Source organism: Ruegeria sp. P8, from assembly GCF_056534665.1.
Genome location: NZ_JBQERC010000016.1, coordinates 1 through 13,624, shown reverse-complemented (window position 1 = coordinate 13,624; position 13,624 = coordinate 1). Strand labels below are relative to the sequence as shown.

Sequence of the window (13,624 nt, the reverse complement as noted above, 5' to 3'; positions counted from 1 at the left end):
CCAGACAGGACATTGTCATTCATCTGACACGAATCGTTGTTAGTCAGAGGATGTTTCAGCACCAATCCTTAGTTAAAGAAGCGCGGCCAGGACTCCGGTCCTGACCGCGCGAATTTTTCCCATCAACAAGCAGTGGTGCCGGATCAGCTGCCGCCTGCAACCGCGACGCTGCGATGCTCTGCCGGCATTTCACGCGGCGGGCGACCGATCACGTCACGCAGATCCTCCAACTCGATGAAGTTGTCGGCCTGACGGCGCAGCTCGTCCGAAATCATCGGCGGCTGGCTGCGGATCGTTGACACGACCGACACGCGAACGCCCTGACGTTGCAGGCTGGCGATCAGCGGGCGGAAATCCCCGTCACCCGAGAACAGCACGATATGATCCACACGCGGTGCCAGTTCCATGGCATCGACCGTCAGCTCGATATCCATGTTTCCTTTGACTTTCCGACGCCCCATGCTGTCGGTGTATTCCTTGGCCGGTTTGGTGACCATGGTGAAGCCATTGTAATGCAGCCAGTCAACCAATGGGCGGATCGGTGAATACTCGTCGTTTTCAAGCAGCGCTGTATAGTAGAAAGCTCGAAGCAACTTGCCACGGCGCATGAATTCCTGCCGCAGAAGTTTGTAGTCTATGTCGAAACCGAGTGCTTTTGCCGCGGCATAAAGATTCGAGCCGTCGATGAACAGCGCTAGCCGTTCGTCCTTATAAAACATAAATACGTCCTTCCGGTATAATCCAGACTGCGCCGCGTTACGTGAGTGAGTGGGTGTTTTATAAATTGACGCAATCTGGTGGGCTTATAATTAGAACTTTTGGCCGTTATCGCAAGTATGCAATGTGTCGAATATAGGGTAGCATATGCACAATTCATTGCCAAACGCTGTTGTGGCATTGGGCGCAAATCTCGATCTGAGAGGAAATGGGCCCGCTGTAACGCTACAGCGCGCAATTGACGCACTTTCGCAGCAGGGCGTAGTGATTCGCTCTGTCAGCCGGTTTTTTGCGACACCCTGCTTCCCCGCTGGCGCTGGCCCGGATTACGTGAATGCGGCAGCGCTGATCGAAACCGACAAATCCCCGTCCGAGCTTTTGCGCGCGCTGCACGAGGTTGAACACCAGTTCGGTCGTGAACGGGTGCAGCGCTGGGGGATGCGGACGCTGGATCTGGATCTTGTGTGCTATGGCGATCAGATTCTGCCCGACCGCGCCCTGTTCGACCGCTGGCTGACCCTGCCGCCCGAGGCGCAGCGGCAAGAGGCACCGGATCAGCTGATCCTGCCGCATCCGCGCCTTCAGGATCGGGCATTTGTGCTTGTTCCGATGGCGGATATTGTGCCCGACTGGCGTCACCCCGTGCTTGATCGCACGGTTTCCCAGATGGTTGCCGACCTGCCCCCGCCCGAGGTTGCAGCGGTTACGCCGCTGTGATCCCTGCAAATGCAGCATTTCCTGCTTGTCAAGGCGCGGAATCGCGCTTAGATAAACCCCTTCCTGACATGGACTCAGAAACGGAGAGCGCCCAATGGCCCGCGTGACGGTTGAAGATTGCGTAGACAAGGTTCCAAACCGGTTCGAACTGGTGATGCTGGCCGCCCATCGGGCGCGCGAGATTTCTGCCGGTGCCGCGATTACCGTTGACCGTGACAACGACAAGAACCCTGTCGTGTCCCTGCGTGAAATCGCCGACGAAACCCAAGGCGCGGACGCCCTGCGCGAACGCCTGATCGAGGCCAACCAGACCCAGATCGAGGTTGATGAGCCGGAAGAAGATCAGATGGCGCTGCTGATGGGTGCCGAGTCGGACAAGCCTGCGATGGACGACATGTCCGAAGAAAAGCTCCTGCGCGCTCTGATGGAGGCTCAAGGGCAGGGGTAAGCTCCAAAGACGAAGGTGCGGACCGGATGATTTCTGCTGACGATCTGATTGCGCTGGTCCGCAACTACAATCCCAAGACGAATGCTGAACGTATCGCGCTGGCCTATGAGTTCGGCCAGAAGATGCACGAAGGGCAATTCCGCCACTCTGGCGAGCCCTATTTTACCCACCCCGTTGCCGTTGCCGCCATCCTGACCGAACAGCGTCTGGATGATGCGACGATCATTACGGCTTTGCTGCACGACACGATCGAAGACACTAAGGCCAATTACGGCAAGGTGTCCGATCTGTTCGGGGATGAGGTCGCCAAACTGGTCGATGGCGTCACCAAGCTGACCAACCTGCAACTGTCCAGCCGCGAAACCAAGCAGGCCGAGAATTTCCGCAAGCTGTTCATGGCCATGTCCAAGGACCTGCGGGTCATTCTGGTCAAGCTGGCCGACCGTCTGCACAACATGCGCACGATCAAGGCGATGCGGCCCGAAAAGCAGGTTCAAAAAGCGCGCGAGACGATGGATATCTATGCGCCGCTTGCGGGCCGCATGGGGATGCAATGGATGCGCGAGGAGCTCGAAGACCTCGCGTTCCGCGTCCTGAACCCCGAAGGCCGCCAGTCGATCATCCGTCGCTTTATCACGCTGCAACGTGAAACCGGCGATGTGATCCACCGCATCACCGGCGACATGCGCCACGAGCTGGAAAAGGCGGGCATCGAAGCCGAAGTCTTTGGCCGCGCCAAGAAACCCTATTCGATCTGGCGCAAGATGCAGGAAAAGGATCAGGGCTTTTCGCGCCTGTCCGATATCTACGGGTTCCGCATCATCACCCAGACGGAAGAAGACTGCTATCGCACGCTTGGGGCCATCCATCAACGCTGGCGTGCGGTGCCGGGGCGGTTCAAGGACTATATCAGCCAGCCGAAATCGAATGGCTACCGCTCGATTCACACCACCGTTTCAGGCCGCGATGGTAAACGGGTCGAGGTTCAGATCCGCACCCGCCAGATGCACGATGTGGCCGAAACCGGCGTTGCGGCGCATTGGTCCTACCGGGACGGGGTGCGCACGGAAAACCCCTTTGCCGTCGATCCGGCCAAATGGATATCCAACCTGACCGAACAGTTCGACACCGAGGATGATCACGAAGATTTCCTCGAAGCCGTCAAGCTCGAGATGTATTCGGATCAGGTCTTCTGCTTCACCCCCAAGGGCGACGTGGTGAAACTGCCGCGGGGCGCGACCCCGATCGATTTCGCCTATGCCATCCACACCCGGATCGGCCATGCCTGCGTGGGGGCCAAGGTCGATGGCATTCGCGTGCCGCTCTGGACGCGGATGAAGAACGGCCAGTCGGTGGATATCATCACCGCTGACGGGCAGACACCGCAGGTCACATGGCTTGAGATCGCCGTCACCGGCAAGGCCCGCACCGCCATTCGCCGCGCCCTGCGCGAGGTGGATCGCGAACGGTTCATCAAGCTGGGCAAGGAACTGGCGCGCTCGGGCTTTGACCATGTGGGGCGCAAGGCCACCGACAAGGCGCTTGATACCGCCGCCAAGCACCTGCGCCTGAAAGACCGGCATGAATTGCTGGCCCGTCTGGGCAGTGCCGAATTGACCGCTCATGAGGTGGTTCAGGCCGTCTATCCCGAACTGGCTCAGGATGACGGCGACGCCATTCCGCTGCGGCGCGCCGTGATCGGTCTTGAACCCGGCCAGAAATTCGACCGCGCGCCCTGCTGCCAGCCGCTGCCGGGCGAACGGATCGTCGGCATCACCTACCGGGGCAAGGGTGTTGTGGTGCACGCGATCGACTGCGACAAGCTCAGCCAATATGAAAGCGAACCGGAGCGCTGGGTCGATCTGCACTGGCATTCTGGCACGCACCCGGCCGTCTATGGGGCGACACTGGATCTGACCATCGGCAACGATGCCGGGGTTCTGGGGCGCATTTGCACATTGATCGGCGAGAAAAAGGCCAATATCTCGAACCTGGAATTTGTGGACCGCAAACCGGATTTTTACCGCCTGCTGATCAATGTCGAACTGCGCGACCTTGAACAGTTGCATTCGCTGATGCTGATGCTTGAGGCTGAAAGCGACGTTGCAGCGGTCGAGCGTTATCGGGACCGGACCAAAACCGCGACCGCGGCTGGCTGAGAAGGGGTGATCACGGGTGGTATTCAAGCGCCGAGACCGACGCTCTCCTGTTCAGGTCGCTTCGGAACTCGTCTATCCGCGTGGCGGATGGACCCGCGCCTTCCACTATGTCAAACACCGTGTCCGCCGCCTGCCGGATTCCCCTGACCGGATTGCTCGCGGCATCGGGGCGGGCGTTTTCGCATCCTTCACGCCGTTTTATGGGCTGCACTTTCTGGTCGCTGCAATTGGTGCGCGGCTGATCAAGGGAAATATTCTGGCCGCGCTCAGCGGTACGTTCTTCGGCAACCCCCTGACCTATGTCCCGATTGGGGTGATCTGCCTGCAAACCGGGCATTTCCTGCTGGGCACCGAATATGAAGAAGGCGACACGCAGGGGCTGATGGGCAAGTTCGCCGACGCCATCGGTGACCTCAAGGACAACCTTCTTGCGCTCTTCACTGATCGCGTGGCCGACTGGCACGGGCTGGGGCAGTTCTATCACGACGTTTTCTATCCCTACATGATCGGCGGCATCATCCCCGGTATCGTGGCGGGCATCATCTGCTACTACCTCAGCCTGCCACTGATCCTGACCTACCAGCAGCGCCGCCGCGCCAAGATCAAGGCAAAGTTTGAAGAAATCAAACGTCTGGCCGGAGAAACATCTGCCAGTCCCGCGCCAAGATCGCTAAGGTCGGGGCGAAAATCTGCAAAAGGAACCAAATGATGTCCGAAAGCCGTCTGCGTCTGGGTGTGAATATCGATCATGTCGCCACCGTGCGCAACGCGCGCGGCGGGGCCTATCCTGACCCGCTGCGCGCCGCCAAGCTGGCAGAAGAGGCCGGCGCCGACGGCATCACCGCGCATCTGCGCGAAGACCGCCGCCATATCTCGGACGCCGATATCGACGGGCTGATGGAGGTTCTGTCGGTGCCTCTGAACTTTGAAATGGCCGCCACCGAAGAGATGCAGAAAATCGCCCTGCGCCACAAACCGCACGCCGTCTGTATCGTTCCCGAAAAGCGCGAGGAACGCACCACCGAAGGCGGGCTCGAAGTCGCGCGCGAGGAAAACAAGCTGGCCCATTTCATCGCCCCCCTGCGCGAGGCCGGGTGCCGCGTGTCGATCTTCATCGCCGCGGATCAGCGTCAGATCGAGGCCGCGCACCGCATCGGTGCCGAGGTGATCGAACTGCACACCGGTGCCTATTGCGACGCCCATGCCGAAGGACGTATGGACGCCGCCGCGCGCGAGCTTGAATCGCTGCGCCAGATGTCCACCTTTGCCCATTCACTGGGGCTCGAGGTCCATGCAGGCCATGGCCTGACATACGACTCCGTAAAGCCGGTTGCCGCTTTCCCCGAGGTCATGGAACTGAACATCGGGCATTTCCTGATTGGTGAGGCGATCTTTCTGGGTCTCACCCCCGCCATTCGGGAGATGCGCCGCCTGATGGACGAGGCGCGCGCGTGATCACCTCCGGCTTTATCGCCATCTGGTTCGCCTGGCTGATGGCAGGGGGCTCTCCGGGCCCGGCCACGATGGGCATTGCCGGAACCGCCATGACCGAAGGCCGTACCGCCGGGCTGGCCTTTGCCCTTGGCATCTGCGCCGGATCGGCCGCCTGGGGCATTGCCGCAGCGCTGGGCTTGTCGGCGGTCATGCTGGCCAATGTCTGGCTGTTCGAGGTGATCCGCTATGTCGGCGTGGCCTATCTGGGCTGGCTGGCGCTGAAGGCCCTGAAACGCGCGATGACCTCGGATGATGAGGTCGCCCTGGGTAAACCGGTCACCGGCACGCTGCCCACGGTTTTTGCCAAAGGCGCGGCGATCCACCTGACCAACCCCAAGGCAATCCTCAGCTGGGGGTCGATCTATGCCATCGTCGCGCCGAGCGATGCCAACCTGCCGATGCTGCTGGGCTATTTCGCCATGCTGTACGCGGGATCACTGATGATCTTCATCGGCTATGCGTTTCTATTCTCATCCGCCCGCATGGTCCGTACCTACCGCCGCGCCCGCCGCTGGTTCGATTTCGCCTTCGCCGGGTTTTTCGGGGTGGCGAGTTACAAGATCCTGACGGTGCGGTTGTCTTGATCAACCTTTGGACATCCGAGCAAAAAACCTTGTTGTTTAACCGGGTTTGGTACGTGGTTTGTTTCGTTGTTAGTATGATGCTGTCGGTTTCGTCGGGCTTTGCCCGGGAAAAACTGGGCCTCGAAGGTGTGTTTTTCTTTCCGGTCGATTTCCTTGTGACCCCCAGCATTATGGCAGCAGTGGTTCTCACACATCCATGGTCAAAGAGGTTTTCTGAAACAACCGCAAACGCCACGTTGTGGTACAATGCAGCCTACATGGTTGGTCTTTCAGTGGCGGTGTTGTGGGCTATGCAACTCGCAGCATTGTTTTACCACTTCAGGTATTGGCACCAATTTGATTTTTCGGCTTTCGCTTTTAGAAACGGTGCTCTGCTGTTTTGGGCAGCGGTTTCTGTAGGCATCTGCCGAGCCGTGCTATCGCAATCGATACAGGCAAAACGAACGCTTTTTGGCGGTGAAAGAAGCTGACACAACTGATCCTCGGTTTCGGTACAGACCTGGCAAACGCACGCAAATAGATCCCGGCAAAAGCCGGTGGAGGCGCTAGGGCGCGCTCGAGATTTCCAGAAACCATTCCGCAACAGCATTTGCCCAACCGGGTTGCCTGCCGTGACCATGTGGCCCCAGCGACAGGGTGACAGAGCCGTCCAGACACTCGGTCCACTTCTTTCGCCAGGTTGCACCTTCTGTTGAAACGCTGTTCGCCATCTGCCCGCATCCATTGGTTCTGGTCAGAATTTCAATGGATTTCAAAACGCTACCCTGTTCGAAATCATAGTCCCCAAAGGTCACAAAACGCCCCTCCAGCGGGACGGTCCGGTCTGCAAATCCGTGGGAATGATGCATGTGAACCGGGCCGCTGCACCGCCGCCACATTGGCTCCCAAAAGGCCCCTGATGCCGAGGCATAGGCAAAGGCAAAGGAATGATCCGTACAGGCCTTGTCCCAAACCAGTGATCCGCCGCGTGAATACCCCGCCAGCAAAATGCGGTCTGCGTTCAGGTCGAAACGGGCAATGGCGTCTTCCTTGATCTGCTCCAGCGCGGCCAGGTCATCCCGCGGCCAGCGATAGCCATCATGCACCCCCCAATCCAGCGCCTTGGGGTTGCCAATGTCGACCTGACCGTTCGGCGCGATAAAGGCGATGCCGCGGTCGGTAAAGGCCGCCGCGAGGCCGGAAAGATTCACGGCTGAATTCGCCGTTGCCCCATAGCCATGCAGATAGATAACAGCTGGCGGCTCGGGCGCGGCCTCGGGCAGAACCACCCGATAGGACAACTCTCCTACCTGACAGGGGGTATCCTCGGTTCCGCAATCCTGTGCAAAAGCGGGGGAAACGGTGCTTGCGACAATGCCAGCCACCGCGATTGCCATAAACGGAATTTTCGACATTGCGTCCCCCCGCACCAACGTAAAAATTGAACATTCCGGTAAAGTATATCACGGAATGTGGCAACCAACCGCTTGCGCGTGGTCATCAATTGCCGTTGATTGGCCCGACCAGAGAAATGAGAGCCACATGATCCTCGGAATCGGCACAGACCTTGCAAATATCGACCGCATTCAGGGCACGCTTGACCGGTTCGGCGACCGGTTCCGCAACCGTGTCTTTACCGACACCGAACAGCGCAAGGCCGAACGCCGTGCGGATACCGCAGGCACCTATGCCAAGCGCTGGGCCGCGAAAGAGGCCTGTTCCAAGGCGCTCGGCACCGGCCTGCGCATGGGTATTTCGTGGAAGGACATGGCCGTCACCAACCTGCGCACCGGTCAGCCGGTGATGCATGTCACAGGCTGGGCCGCCGAACGCCTGAACGAACTGACCCCCGCAGGGCACGAGGCGATCATCCACGTCACGCTGACCGATGACCACCCCTGGGCACAGGCCTTTGTCGTGATCGAGGCGCGTCCTCTGCAAGATCACGTCACACAGCCTTGACTTGACCCCATCCCCCCCGCATGTAGCAGCGAAGCCAAGCACAGAGAACTGGAGAGAGCAGTATGGCCGACGAAGCCAAGACCGGAAGCGGCGTCTGGGAAACGATCAAGACCATCGTCTATGCCCTGCTGATCGCGGGCGTGTTCCGGACCCTCTTCTTTCAACCGTTCTGGATTCCCTCCGGTTCGATGAAGCAGACGCTGCTGATCGGCGATTTCCTTTTCGTCAACAAGATGGCCTACGGCTATTCCTACGCCTCATGTCCCAGCCTGATCATCCCCAGTGTCGGCCTGAATATCGACGCCGAAGATCTCTGTGGCTGGATGCAGGGCGACGACGGAAGCCGCATCTGGGGCGGCGATCCCGTGCGCGGCGATGTCATCGTCTTCCGCCATCCGGTCAGCGGGCGCGACTATATCAAGCGCCTGATCGGCCTGCCGGGCGACCGCATTCAGGTCCGCGAGGGGCAGATCATCCTCAACGGCACACCGGTTCCGCAACAGCCTGACGGCATATTCACCGAAATCGCCGAACCGCAGGGCCCGCAACGCCTGCGCCCACGCTGCGAAAACGGCCCCGTCGGTGTTGGCGGCGCCTGTGAAAAGTCGCGCCTGATTGAAACCCTGCCCAACGGCGTCACCTATGACGTGCTGAATATCGGCAATCAGGGCTCGGACAATACCGGCATCTATACCGTGCCCGAAGGCCACTATTTCTTCATGGGCGACAACCGCGACAACTCGGCTGACAGCCGCCTGCCGCAATCCGCTGGCGGGGTTGGCTATGTACCCTACGAAAACCTGATCGGCCGCGCCGACCGGATCATGTTCTCGTCCGCCGGGCGGTCCATGCTGTTCTTCTGGACCTGGCGCGGGGATCGGTTCTTCAAGGCGGTCAATTGAAGCTCTCAGCCGAAATAAAGGCGTTCCAGCAGCGTTTGGGGTATGAATTTGCCGACCCTGAGTTGCTGGTGCGTGCGCTGACCCACGGCTCGGTCTCATCGTCGACCCGGCCCGACAATCAGCGGTTGGAGTTTCTGGGCGACCGGGTGCTGGGCCTTGTCATGGCCACCGCGCTGCTTGAGGCCGACAAGAAAGCCTCCGAAGGCCAGCTTGCGCCCCGGTTCAACGCGCTGGTCCGGAAAGAGGCCTGCGCAGATGTCGCCCGCCAGATCGATCTGGGCGCGGTGCTGAAACTGGGCCGGTCCGAGATGCTCTCGGGTGGGCGCCGCAAACAGGCGCTGCTGGGCGACGCGATGGAGGCGGTGATTGCCGCCATCTACCGCGACGCCGGGTTCGAAGCCGCCCGCGATGTCATCCTCGCCCTCTGGGGCGACCGCATCCACAAGGTCGAGGCCGACGCCCGCGACGCCAAAACCGCGCTTCAGGAATGGGCACAGGCGCGCGGCCAGAAACCACCCAGCTATGTCGAGGTCAAACGCAGCGGCCCCGACCACGCCCCCGTCTTCACAATCGCCGCCCGCCTTCAGGACGGAACCGAGGCACAAGCCACCGCAGGCTCCAAGCGCCAGGCCGAACAGGCGGCCGCCAAGGCGTTGCTGGATCGGGTCAGCTGATCGGTGCTGCCGCCCGGCCTGTCACAAGTTTCAATCAAACTTGAAGACTATAGCCGCCACGACCCGAGATATGTATCTGGGTGTTAACTGCTTTGGCATCAGTCTGACTGCGACAGGTCAAAGCACTTGAGAAACAACGGATAAAGGCAATCCAATGCAACGTGCAAAACTCTCGCTCGTCAATATCGGCTTTCTGTTCATTGCCGGGTTTGTGGCAACCATGGCCTTCGATTTCTGGGGGCAGGTCGTCAGCCCAGGAATCGGCTGGGCCAACCTTTCACCCGAAGGGCTGGCGCAGAGTTTGCTGTCCAGTCTGGGCCTGCCCAGCAACGCTTTTCTGGGCTTCTTCGTGCATTTCTACATTGTCGGTCTGATTGCCTATCCTTTGGGCTGGTTCCTTGTTTTCCAGCCAATCTGGGTCAAGGTTCTGGGTCCGGTCCACATGTTTGTTGCCTCGGCAATCTATGGTTTCGGTCTGTGGGTATTTGCTATTGGAGGTGTCACGACCTTTGCCGGTCTGCCGCCGTTCCTGAACTTTGTCGGCATCACATGGGTCGCGCTGATCGGACATGTTTTGTACGGCATCGTGTTTGTGGCCGTGCTGAACCCCATCCTGCGCCGTCACCCGTGATCTGATCCGTTCAACCCGCCGGTCCGGTGTCGGGCCGACGGGTTTCATCGTTCAAACCACCCGGATGAACCCGGTCAGCCCGGTTTTCTGATGTTCGATCACATGGCAATGAAACGCCCAGTCGCCGGGGTTGTCCGCCACCAGCGCTATATCCGCCACCTCATCCTTCAACAGCAGCATGGTGTCCGTCATCAGCGGAGGCAGGGTGCGCAGGTTGGATCGCAGCGGCACGAAGGCCAGCCCGTGCAGGTGGATCGGATGCAGGTTCGGCGACTCGTTGCGCAACCGCAGGACATAACTTTTGCCTTGTTCCAGAACCGCCAGCGGCCCGGTGCCCTGCGCTGCATCACCCGGCCAGGGTTTGCGGTTGATCGACCAGAAACTATACCCCAGCGTGCCGCAGAACCCGTCATTCGGGGCACCGCCCTCCGGGGTCCAGCCAAAGACGAACTCATGCAGCTCCGCGCCGTTTGGATCAGGTCGCACAACGGGATTTGCACGCAGCGGGCGCAGCTCTCGCAGATCGCGCGCCGCTGATGTGCCGGTCGCCCGCAAGCGGGCCATGGCGCGGTGCGGCTGGCCGGGAAACTTGGCCATCAGCTCCGCCGACCGCCCTTCGCCCTCGGGCATCCGGACGGCAAAATCCACCCGTTGACCGGGGCCCAGCAACAGCGGTTCATCCGCCGTTGGCACCGGCAGGTCAATCTCGACCGGATGCCCGTCCCAGGCGATGATCCGGGTTTCGGCCCCCTCGGGATGCAGCTTATAGATGCGGGTCGTGTCCGTGTTGACCACCCGCAGCCGCACCAGACTGCCCGCCGCGTGCTCATAAACTGCCGTGCTCTGCCAGTTGGCGGTCTGCACCGTACCAAACGTGCCCGCCCGCGCCGCACCCCGCGCCGTATAGGCCGGCAGGAACGCGTCATCCTCGTCCAGACGGAAATCCCGCAGATTGATCACCTGTTCGCTGTCGAACCCCGGCTCTTCCGGCTCGGCAATCACTATCACGCCGGTCAGCCCGCGCGCCATCTGCTCCATCGTCATGCAATGGGGGTGATACCAGTAGGTCCCCGCATCCGGTGGCGTGAACTCATAGGTGAAACTTTCGCCCTCGCCGATGGGCATCTGGGTCAGGTAAGGCACCCCGTCCATCTCGTTTCGGATGCGCAACCCGTGCCAGTGCATCGAGGTATAGTCCGGCAGCGTATTGCGCACGCTCAGCCGCATAGGCTCGCCCTGCCGCCCATACAGAACCGGCGGCGGCGCATCGGGCGACAGGCTGACCATCCCTGTGGTCAGCCCTTCGCGCAGCCGGTAACTGGCGGGTTGCAGCACCAGTTCCTGTGCTGCATCACCTGCCGCCAGCGACCATTCGCCCAACCCAAACGCACCTGCGGCGGCACCGCTTCCAAAAAGAAACTCGCGACGTTTCATGACAACCTCACTGAAAGGATTTGCTGCCGGGCTGGAACTGGCTGGGCATCTGTGCCTGTCCTGCCACCGCAAACGCAGGGCCGCAATGCGACAAATCCCTCTGGCCCGCCGCCCCTTTCTGCTATAGGGGGGCGCAGTTGCAGACAGGATTGCCAGACATATGACCACACGCGCCGGATTTATCGCCCTGATCGGAGAGCCCAACGCAGGCAAATCCACCCTCCTGAACCGCATGGTCGGGGCCAAGGTCTCGATCGTGACCCATAAGGTGCAGACCACGCGCGCCCGTATCCGGGGCGTTGCGATGGAAGGCGATGCGCAACTGGTCTTTGTCGACACGCCGGGCCTGTTCAAACCGCGCCGCCGTCTGGACCGTGCCATGGTCGCTGCCGCCTGGGGCGGGGCCGCCGATGCCGATATCGTCGTGCTGATGGTCGAGGCGCATCGCGGCATCACCGAAGGGGTCGAACGCATCCTCGAAGGGCTGGCCGAGATCGGGCAGGGCCGCACCATCGCGCTGGCCATCAACAAGATCGACAAGGTGCCGTCCGAGAAACTGCTGGCCCTGACCAGCGACCTGAACGCGCGCTACCCCTTTGCCGAAACCTTCATGATTTCGGCCGAGAAAGGCCACGGCGTCGATGACCTGCGCAAATGGCTGGCGGGCGAATTGCCCGAAGGCCCGTGGCTTTATCCCGAAGATCAGATCGCCGATCTGCCCCTGCGCATGATCGCCGCTGAAATGACGCGCGAGAAGCTGACCCTGCGCCTGCATCAGGAACTGCCCTATCAGCTGACGGTCGAGACCGAGACCTGGGAAGAACGCAAGGACGGCTCGGCCAGAATCGATCAGGTCATCTATGTCATGCGAGACGGCCACAAGGGCATCGTTCTGGGCAAGAAGGGCGAGACGATCAAGGCCGTCAGTCAGGCCGCGCGGGCGGAACTGGAAGAGTTCCTCGACCGTAAGATCCACCTGTTCCTGCAAGTGAAAGTCCGGCCCAACTGGCTTGAGGAATCCGAGCGCTATTCGGAAATGGGTCTGGATTTCAAAGACGGCAACGCATGACCCGCCTGACGGCCGATTTCTGGGTGCACGCCTATCTGGCACGGCTCCGGTTTCAGGAAATCCCCGCCTTTGTCGTGGCCCATGGCGACGACACCGCGGGCGCGGTTCTGGTCAAGCTCAACACGCTCGACGGGCAGGCCACCGCCTTTCAGCGCAGCTTTGATCTGATGAGCGGCGAACGCACATGGGTCGAACTGTCCTCCGGCCCCGAGGGCGACGTGGATCACGCCATCCAGCGCCAGCGCAGCTTTGACCCCGACCTCTGGGTGATTGAGGTCGAAGACCGGCAAGGCCGACATCTGCTGGGCGAAGAGGGGCTGGAGTAGCGGGCCAGACGCATGTCGGCTTTGAGCCCAAATAGACCATCACAGGGCGTATGGATTGCGCCTGTTTGCTTTAGATAGGCCTGCTATAATTCGGTAACCCAACTGCGATTGCTTTCGCGCTAGCAAGTGAAGAGGCAACAATCTTGTCAAACTCCACTACCGCATCTGGATTAACTTCATTGTCGTCATAGTCCGCAGCAATAAGCTGATTATGAAACGTCTGAATCATCTCCGTTTGATGAAGCAGGTCTCTTTGTGTGCAAAACATGTCCCATGACGGGTTGGGAGATTGGAAATTTACACAAGCGTCAGCCCCGTCTCTTATCGTTTCTGCCGCTACTGCAACATAATAGAAGCTGCGGCCAAACCTCCGATTTTCGGACTCTGCTTCACTATACAACAACAATAGCTCGACCCACGCGTAGTAACCGACACTATGGACCTGTCACGTATTCGTGCCGCTCCAAGTGCTCGTTTAAGCCACTTTCCTTTCGAAAGCGACGGGGCTTTTCCAGCCTAAGGCCGAGT

Annotated in this window: 18 protein-coding genes; 14 read left to right on the top strand and 4 right to left on the bottom strand. The window is 60.2% G+C overall.

The genetic code is table 11. The annotated features are described in order from the left end of the window. Positions 1–143 precede the first annotated feature (143 nt). On the bottom strand, positions 144–719 hold the full coding sequence (locus tag ACR0BZ_RS15935; protein WP_209506211.1) for a LabA-like NYN domain-containing protein: 576 nt from the start codon (positions 717–719) through the stop codon (positions 144–146). A 145-nt stretch (positions 720–864) separates the two neighbouring features. Between ACR0BZ_RS15935 and folK the strand changes: the two genes are divergently transcribed. From folK to ACR0BZ_RS15900, 7 genes are all read left to right on the top strand, one after another. After that, positions 865–1,434: a 2-amino-4-hydroxy-6-hydroxymethyldihydropteridine diphosphokinase gene (gene folK, locus ACR0BZ_RS15930; RefSeq protein ID WP_480920715.1), complete on the top strand. Its 570-nt coding sequence runs from the start codon at positions 865–867 to the stop codon at positions 1,432–1,434. Between the two features lie 94 nt (positions 1,435–1,528). Beyond that, positions 1,529–1,882, top strand: coding sequence for a DNA-directed RNA polymerase subunit omega (gene rpoZ, locus ACR0BZ_RS15925; RefSeq protein ID WP_209506215.1), 354 nt, complete (start codon positions 1,529–1,531; stop codon positions 1,880–1,882). 26 nt (positions 1,883–1,908) lie between these two features. Beyond that, a complete protein-coding gene (locus ACR0BZ_RS15920; protein ID WP_480920714.1) occupies positions 1,909–4,041 on the top strand; it encodes a RelA/SpoT family protein in 2,133 nt (710 codons plus the stop codon). Between the two features lie 16 nt (positions 4,042–4,057). Then, positions 4,058–4,750 carry a DUF2062 domain-containing protein gene (locus ACR0BZ_RS15915; protein WP_267364078.1) on the top strand — a complete coding sequence of 231 codons (693 nt, stop codon included), beginning with the start codon at positions 4,058–4,060 and terminating at the stop codon, positions 4,748–4,750. Next, positions 4,750–5,496, top strand: a complete 747-nt coding sequence (locus ACR0BZ_RS15910; RefSeq protein WP_480483761.1) for a pyridoxine 5'-phosphate synthase — start codon at positions 4,750–4,752, stop codon at positions 5,494–5,496. Before ACR0BZ_RS15915 ends, ACR0BZ_RS15910 begins: the two co-directional genes overlap by 1 nt. Next, complete coding sequence (locus ACR0BZ_RS15905) at positions 5,493–6,119, top strand: LysE family translocator (RefSeq protein WP_480920713.1); 627 nt, start codon at positions 5,493–5,495, stop codon at positions 6,117–6,119. Before ACR0BZ_RS15910 ends, ACR0BZ_RS15905 begins: the two co-directional genes overlap by 4 nt. Then, entirely contained in the window at positions 6,116–6,589 is a 474-nt protein-coding gene (locus ACR0BZ_RS15900; RefSeq protein ID WP_480920712.1) for a hypothetical protein, read from the top strand. Before ACR0BZ_RS15905 ends, ACR0BZ_RS15900 begins: the two co-directional genes overlap by 4 nt. Before the next feature lie 75 nt (positions 6,590–6,664). Here ACR0BZ_RS15900 and ACR0BZ_RS15895 read toward each other — a convergent pair whose 3' ends face one another. Continuing rightward, positions 6,665–7,513, bottom strand: a complete 849-nt coding sequence (locus ACR0BZ_RS15895) for a CE1 family esterase (protein WP_480920711.1) — start codon at positions 7,511–7,513, stop codon at positions 6,665–6,667. Positions 7,514–7,640: 127 nt separating this feature from the next. Here ACR0BZ_RS15895 and acpS point away from each other — a divergent pair, with 127 nt between their 5' ends. The 4 genes from acpS (at position 7,641) to ACR0BZ_RS15875 (ending at position 10,267) form a co-directional block, all read left to right on the top strand. Then, on the top strand, positions 7,641–8,060 hold the full coding sequence (acpS, locus tag ACR0BZ_RS15890) for a holo-ACP synthase (protein WP_209506227.1): 420 nt from the start codon (positions 7,641–7,643) through the stop codon (positions 8,058–8,060). 62 nt (positions 8,061–8,122) lie between these two features. Then, entirely contained in the window at positions 8,123–8,962 is an 840-nt protein-coding gene (gene lepB / locus ACR0BZ_RS15885) for a signal peptidase I (protein ID WP_267366112.1), read from the top strand. Next, positions 8,959–9,636: a ribonuclease III gene (gene rnc / locus ACR0BZ_RS15880; protein ID WP_480920710.1), complete on the top strand. Its 678-nt coding sequence runs from the start codon at positions 8,959–8,961 to the stop codon at positions 9,634–9,636. The genes lepB and rnc overlap by 4 nt, the downstream gene beginning before the upstream one ends. A gap of 154 nt (positions 9,637–9,790) precedes the next feature. Further along, the gene (locus tag ACR0BZ_RS15875; RefSeq protein WP_480473869.1) at positions 9,791–10,267 is read left to right on the top strand and encodes a hypothetical protein; all 477 of its coding nucleotides are present in this window, start codon (positions 9,791–9,793) and stop codon (positions 10,265–10,267) included. Between the two features lie 51 nt (positions 10,268–10,318). Here the strand turns inward: ACR0BZ_RS15875 and ACR0BZ_RS15870 are convergent, their stop codons facing one another. Next, positions 10,319–11,701: a multicopper oxidase family protein gene (locus tag ACR0BZ_RS15870; RefSeq protein WP_480920709.1), complete on the bottom strand. Its 1,383-nt coding sequence runs from the start codon at positions 11,699–11,701 to the stop codon at positions 10,319–10,321. Between ACR0BZ_RS15870 and ACR0BZ_RS15865 the strand changes: the two genes are divergently transcribed. From ACR0BZ_RS15865 to ACR0BZ_RS15855, 3 genes are read left to right on the top strand one after another with little or no spacing between them, the layout of a single operon-like run. Continuing rightward, positions 11,700–11,828, top strand: coding sequence for a hypothetical protein (locus tag ACR0BZ_RS15865; protein WP_267366116.1), 129 nt, complete (start codon positions 11,700–11,702; stop codon positions 11,826–11,828). The genes ACR0BZ_RS15870 and ACR0BZ_RS15865 overlap by 2 nt on opposite strands. 33 nt (positions 11,829–11,861) lie before the next feature. Then, positions 11,862–12,770 carry a GTPase Era gene (gene era, locus ACR0BZ_RS15860; RefSeq protein WP_209506233.1) on the top strand — a complete coding sequence of 303 codons (909 nt, stop codon included), beginning with the start codon at positions 11,862–11,864 and terminating at the stop codon, positions 12,768–12,770. Beyond that, on the top strand, positions 12,767–13,096 hold the full coding sequence (locus ACR0BZ_RS15855; protein ID WP_209598772.1) for a DUF1491 family protein: 330 nt from the start codon (positions 12,767–12,769) through the stop codon (positions 13,094–13,096). Before era ends, ACR0BZ_RS15855 begins: the two co-directional genes overlap by 4 nt. Before the next feature lie 70 nt (positions 13,097–13,166). On the opposite strand, the gene ACR0BZ_RS15850 is transcribed toward ACR0BZ_RS15855, so the two are convergent. Further along, complete coding sequence (locus ACR0BZ_RS15850; protein ID WP_480920708.1) at positions 13,167–13,325, bottom strand: hypothetical protein; 159 nt, start codon at positions 13,323–13,325, stop codon at positions 13,167–13,169. Between the last annotated feature and the right edge of the window lie 299 nt (positions 13,326–13,624).

Coding starts and splice junctions, on each gene's coding strand:
- ACR0BZ_RS15935 (WP_209506211.1), bottom strand. CDS start 719: ATGTTTTATAAGGACGAACGGCTAGCGCTGTTCATCGACGGCTCGAAT.
- folK (WP_480920715.1), top strand. CDS start 865: ATGCACAATTCATTGCCAAACGCTGTTGTGGCATTGGGCGCAAATCTC.
- rpoZ (WP_209506215.1), top strand. CDS start 1,529: ATGGCCCGCGTGACGGTTGAAGATTGCGTAGACAAGGTTCCAAACCGG.
- ACR0BZ_RS15920 (WP_480920714.1), top strand. CDS start 1,909: ATGATTTCTGCTGACGATCTGATTGCGCTGGTCCGCAACTACAATCCC.
- ACR0BZ_RS15910 (WP_480483761.1), top strand. CDS start 4,750: ATGTCCGAAAGCCGTCTGCGTCTGGGTGTGAATATCGATCATGTCGCC.
- ACR0BZ_RS15895 (WP_480920711.1), bottom strand. CDS start 7,513: ATGTCGAAAATTCCGTTTATGGCAATCGCGGTGGCTGGCATTGTCGCA.
- acpS (WP_209506227.1), top strand. CDS start 7,641: ATGATCCTCGGAATCGGCACAGACCTTGCAAATATCGACCGCATTCAG.
- lepB (WP_267366112.1), top strand. CDS start 8,123: ATGGCCGACGAAGCCAAGACCGGAAGCGGCGTCTGGGAAACGATCAAG.
- ACR0BZ_RS15875 (WP_480473869.1), top strand. CDS start 9,791: ATGCAACGTGCAAAACTCTCGCTCGTCAATATCGGCTTTCTGTTCATT.
- ACR0BZ_RS15865 (WP_267366116.1), top strand. CDS start 11,700: ATGACAACCTCACTGAAAGGATTTGCTGCCGGGCTGGAACTGGCTGGG.
- ACR0BZ_RS15870 (WP_480920709.1), bottom strand. CDS start 11,701: ATGAAACGTCGCGAGTTTCTTTTTGGAAGCGGTGCCGCCGCAGGTGCG.
- era (WP_209506233.1), top strand. CDS start 11,862: ATGACCACACGCGCCGGATTTATCGCCCTGATCGGAGAGCCCAACGCA.
- ACR0BZ_RS15855 (WP_209598772.1), top strand. CDS start 12,767: ATGACCCGCCTGACGGCCGATTTCTGGGTGCACGCCTATCTGGCACGG.
- ACR0BZ_RS15850 (WP_480920708.1), bottom strand. CDS start 13,325: ATGATTCAGACGTTTCATAATCAGCTTATTGCTGCGGACTATGACGAC.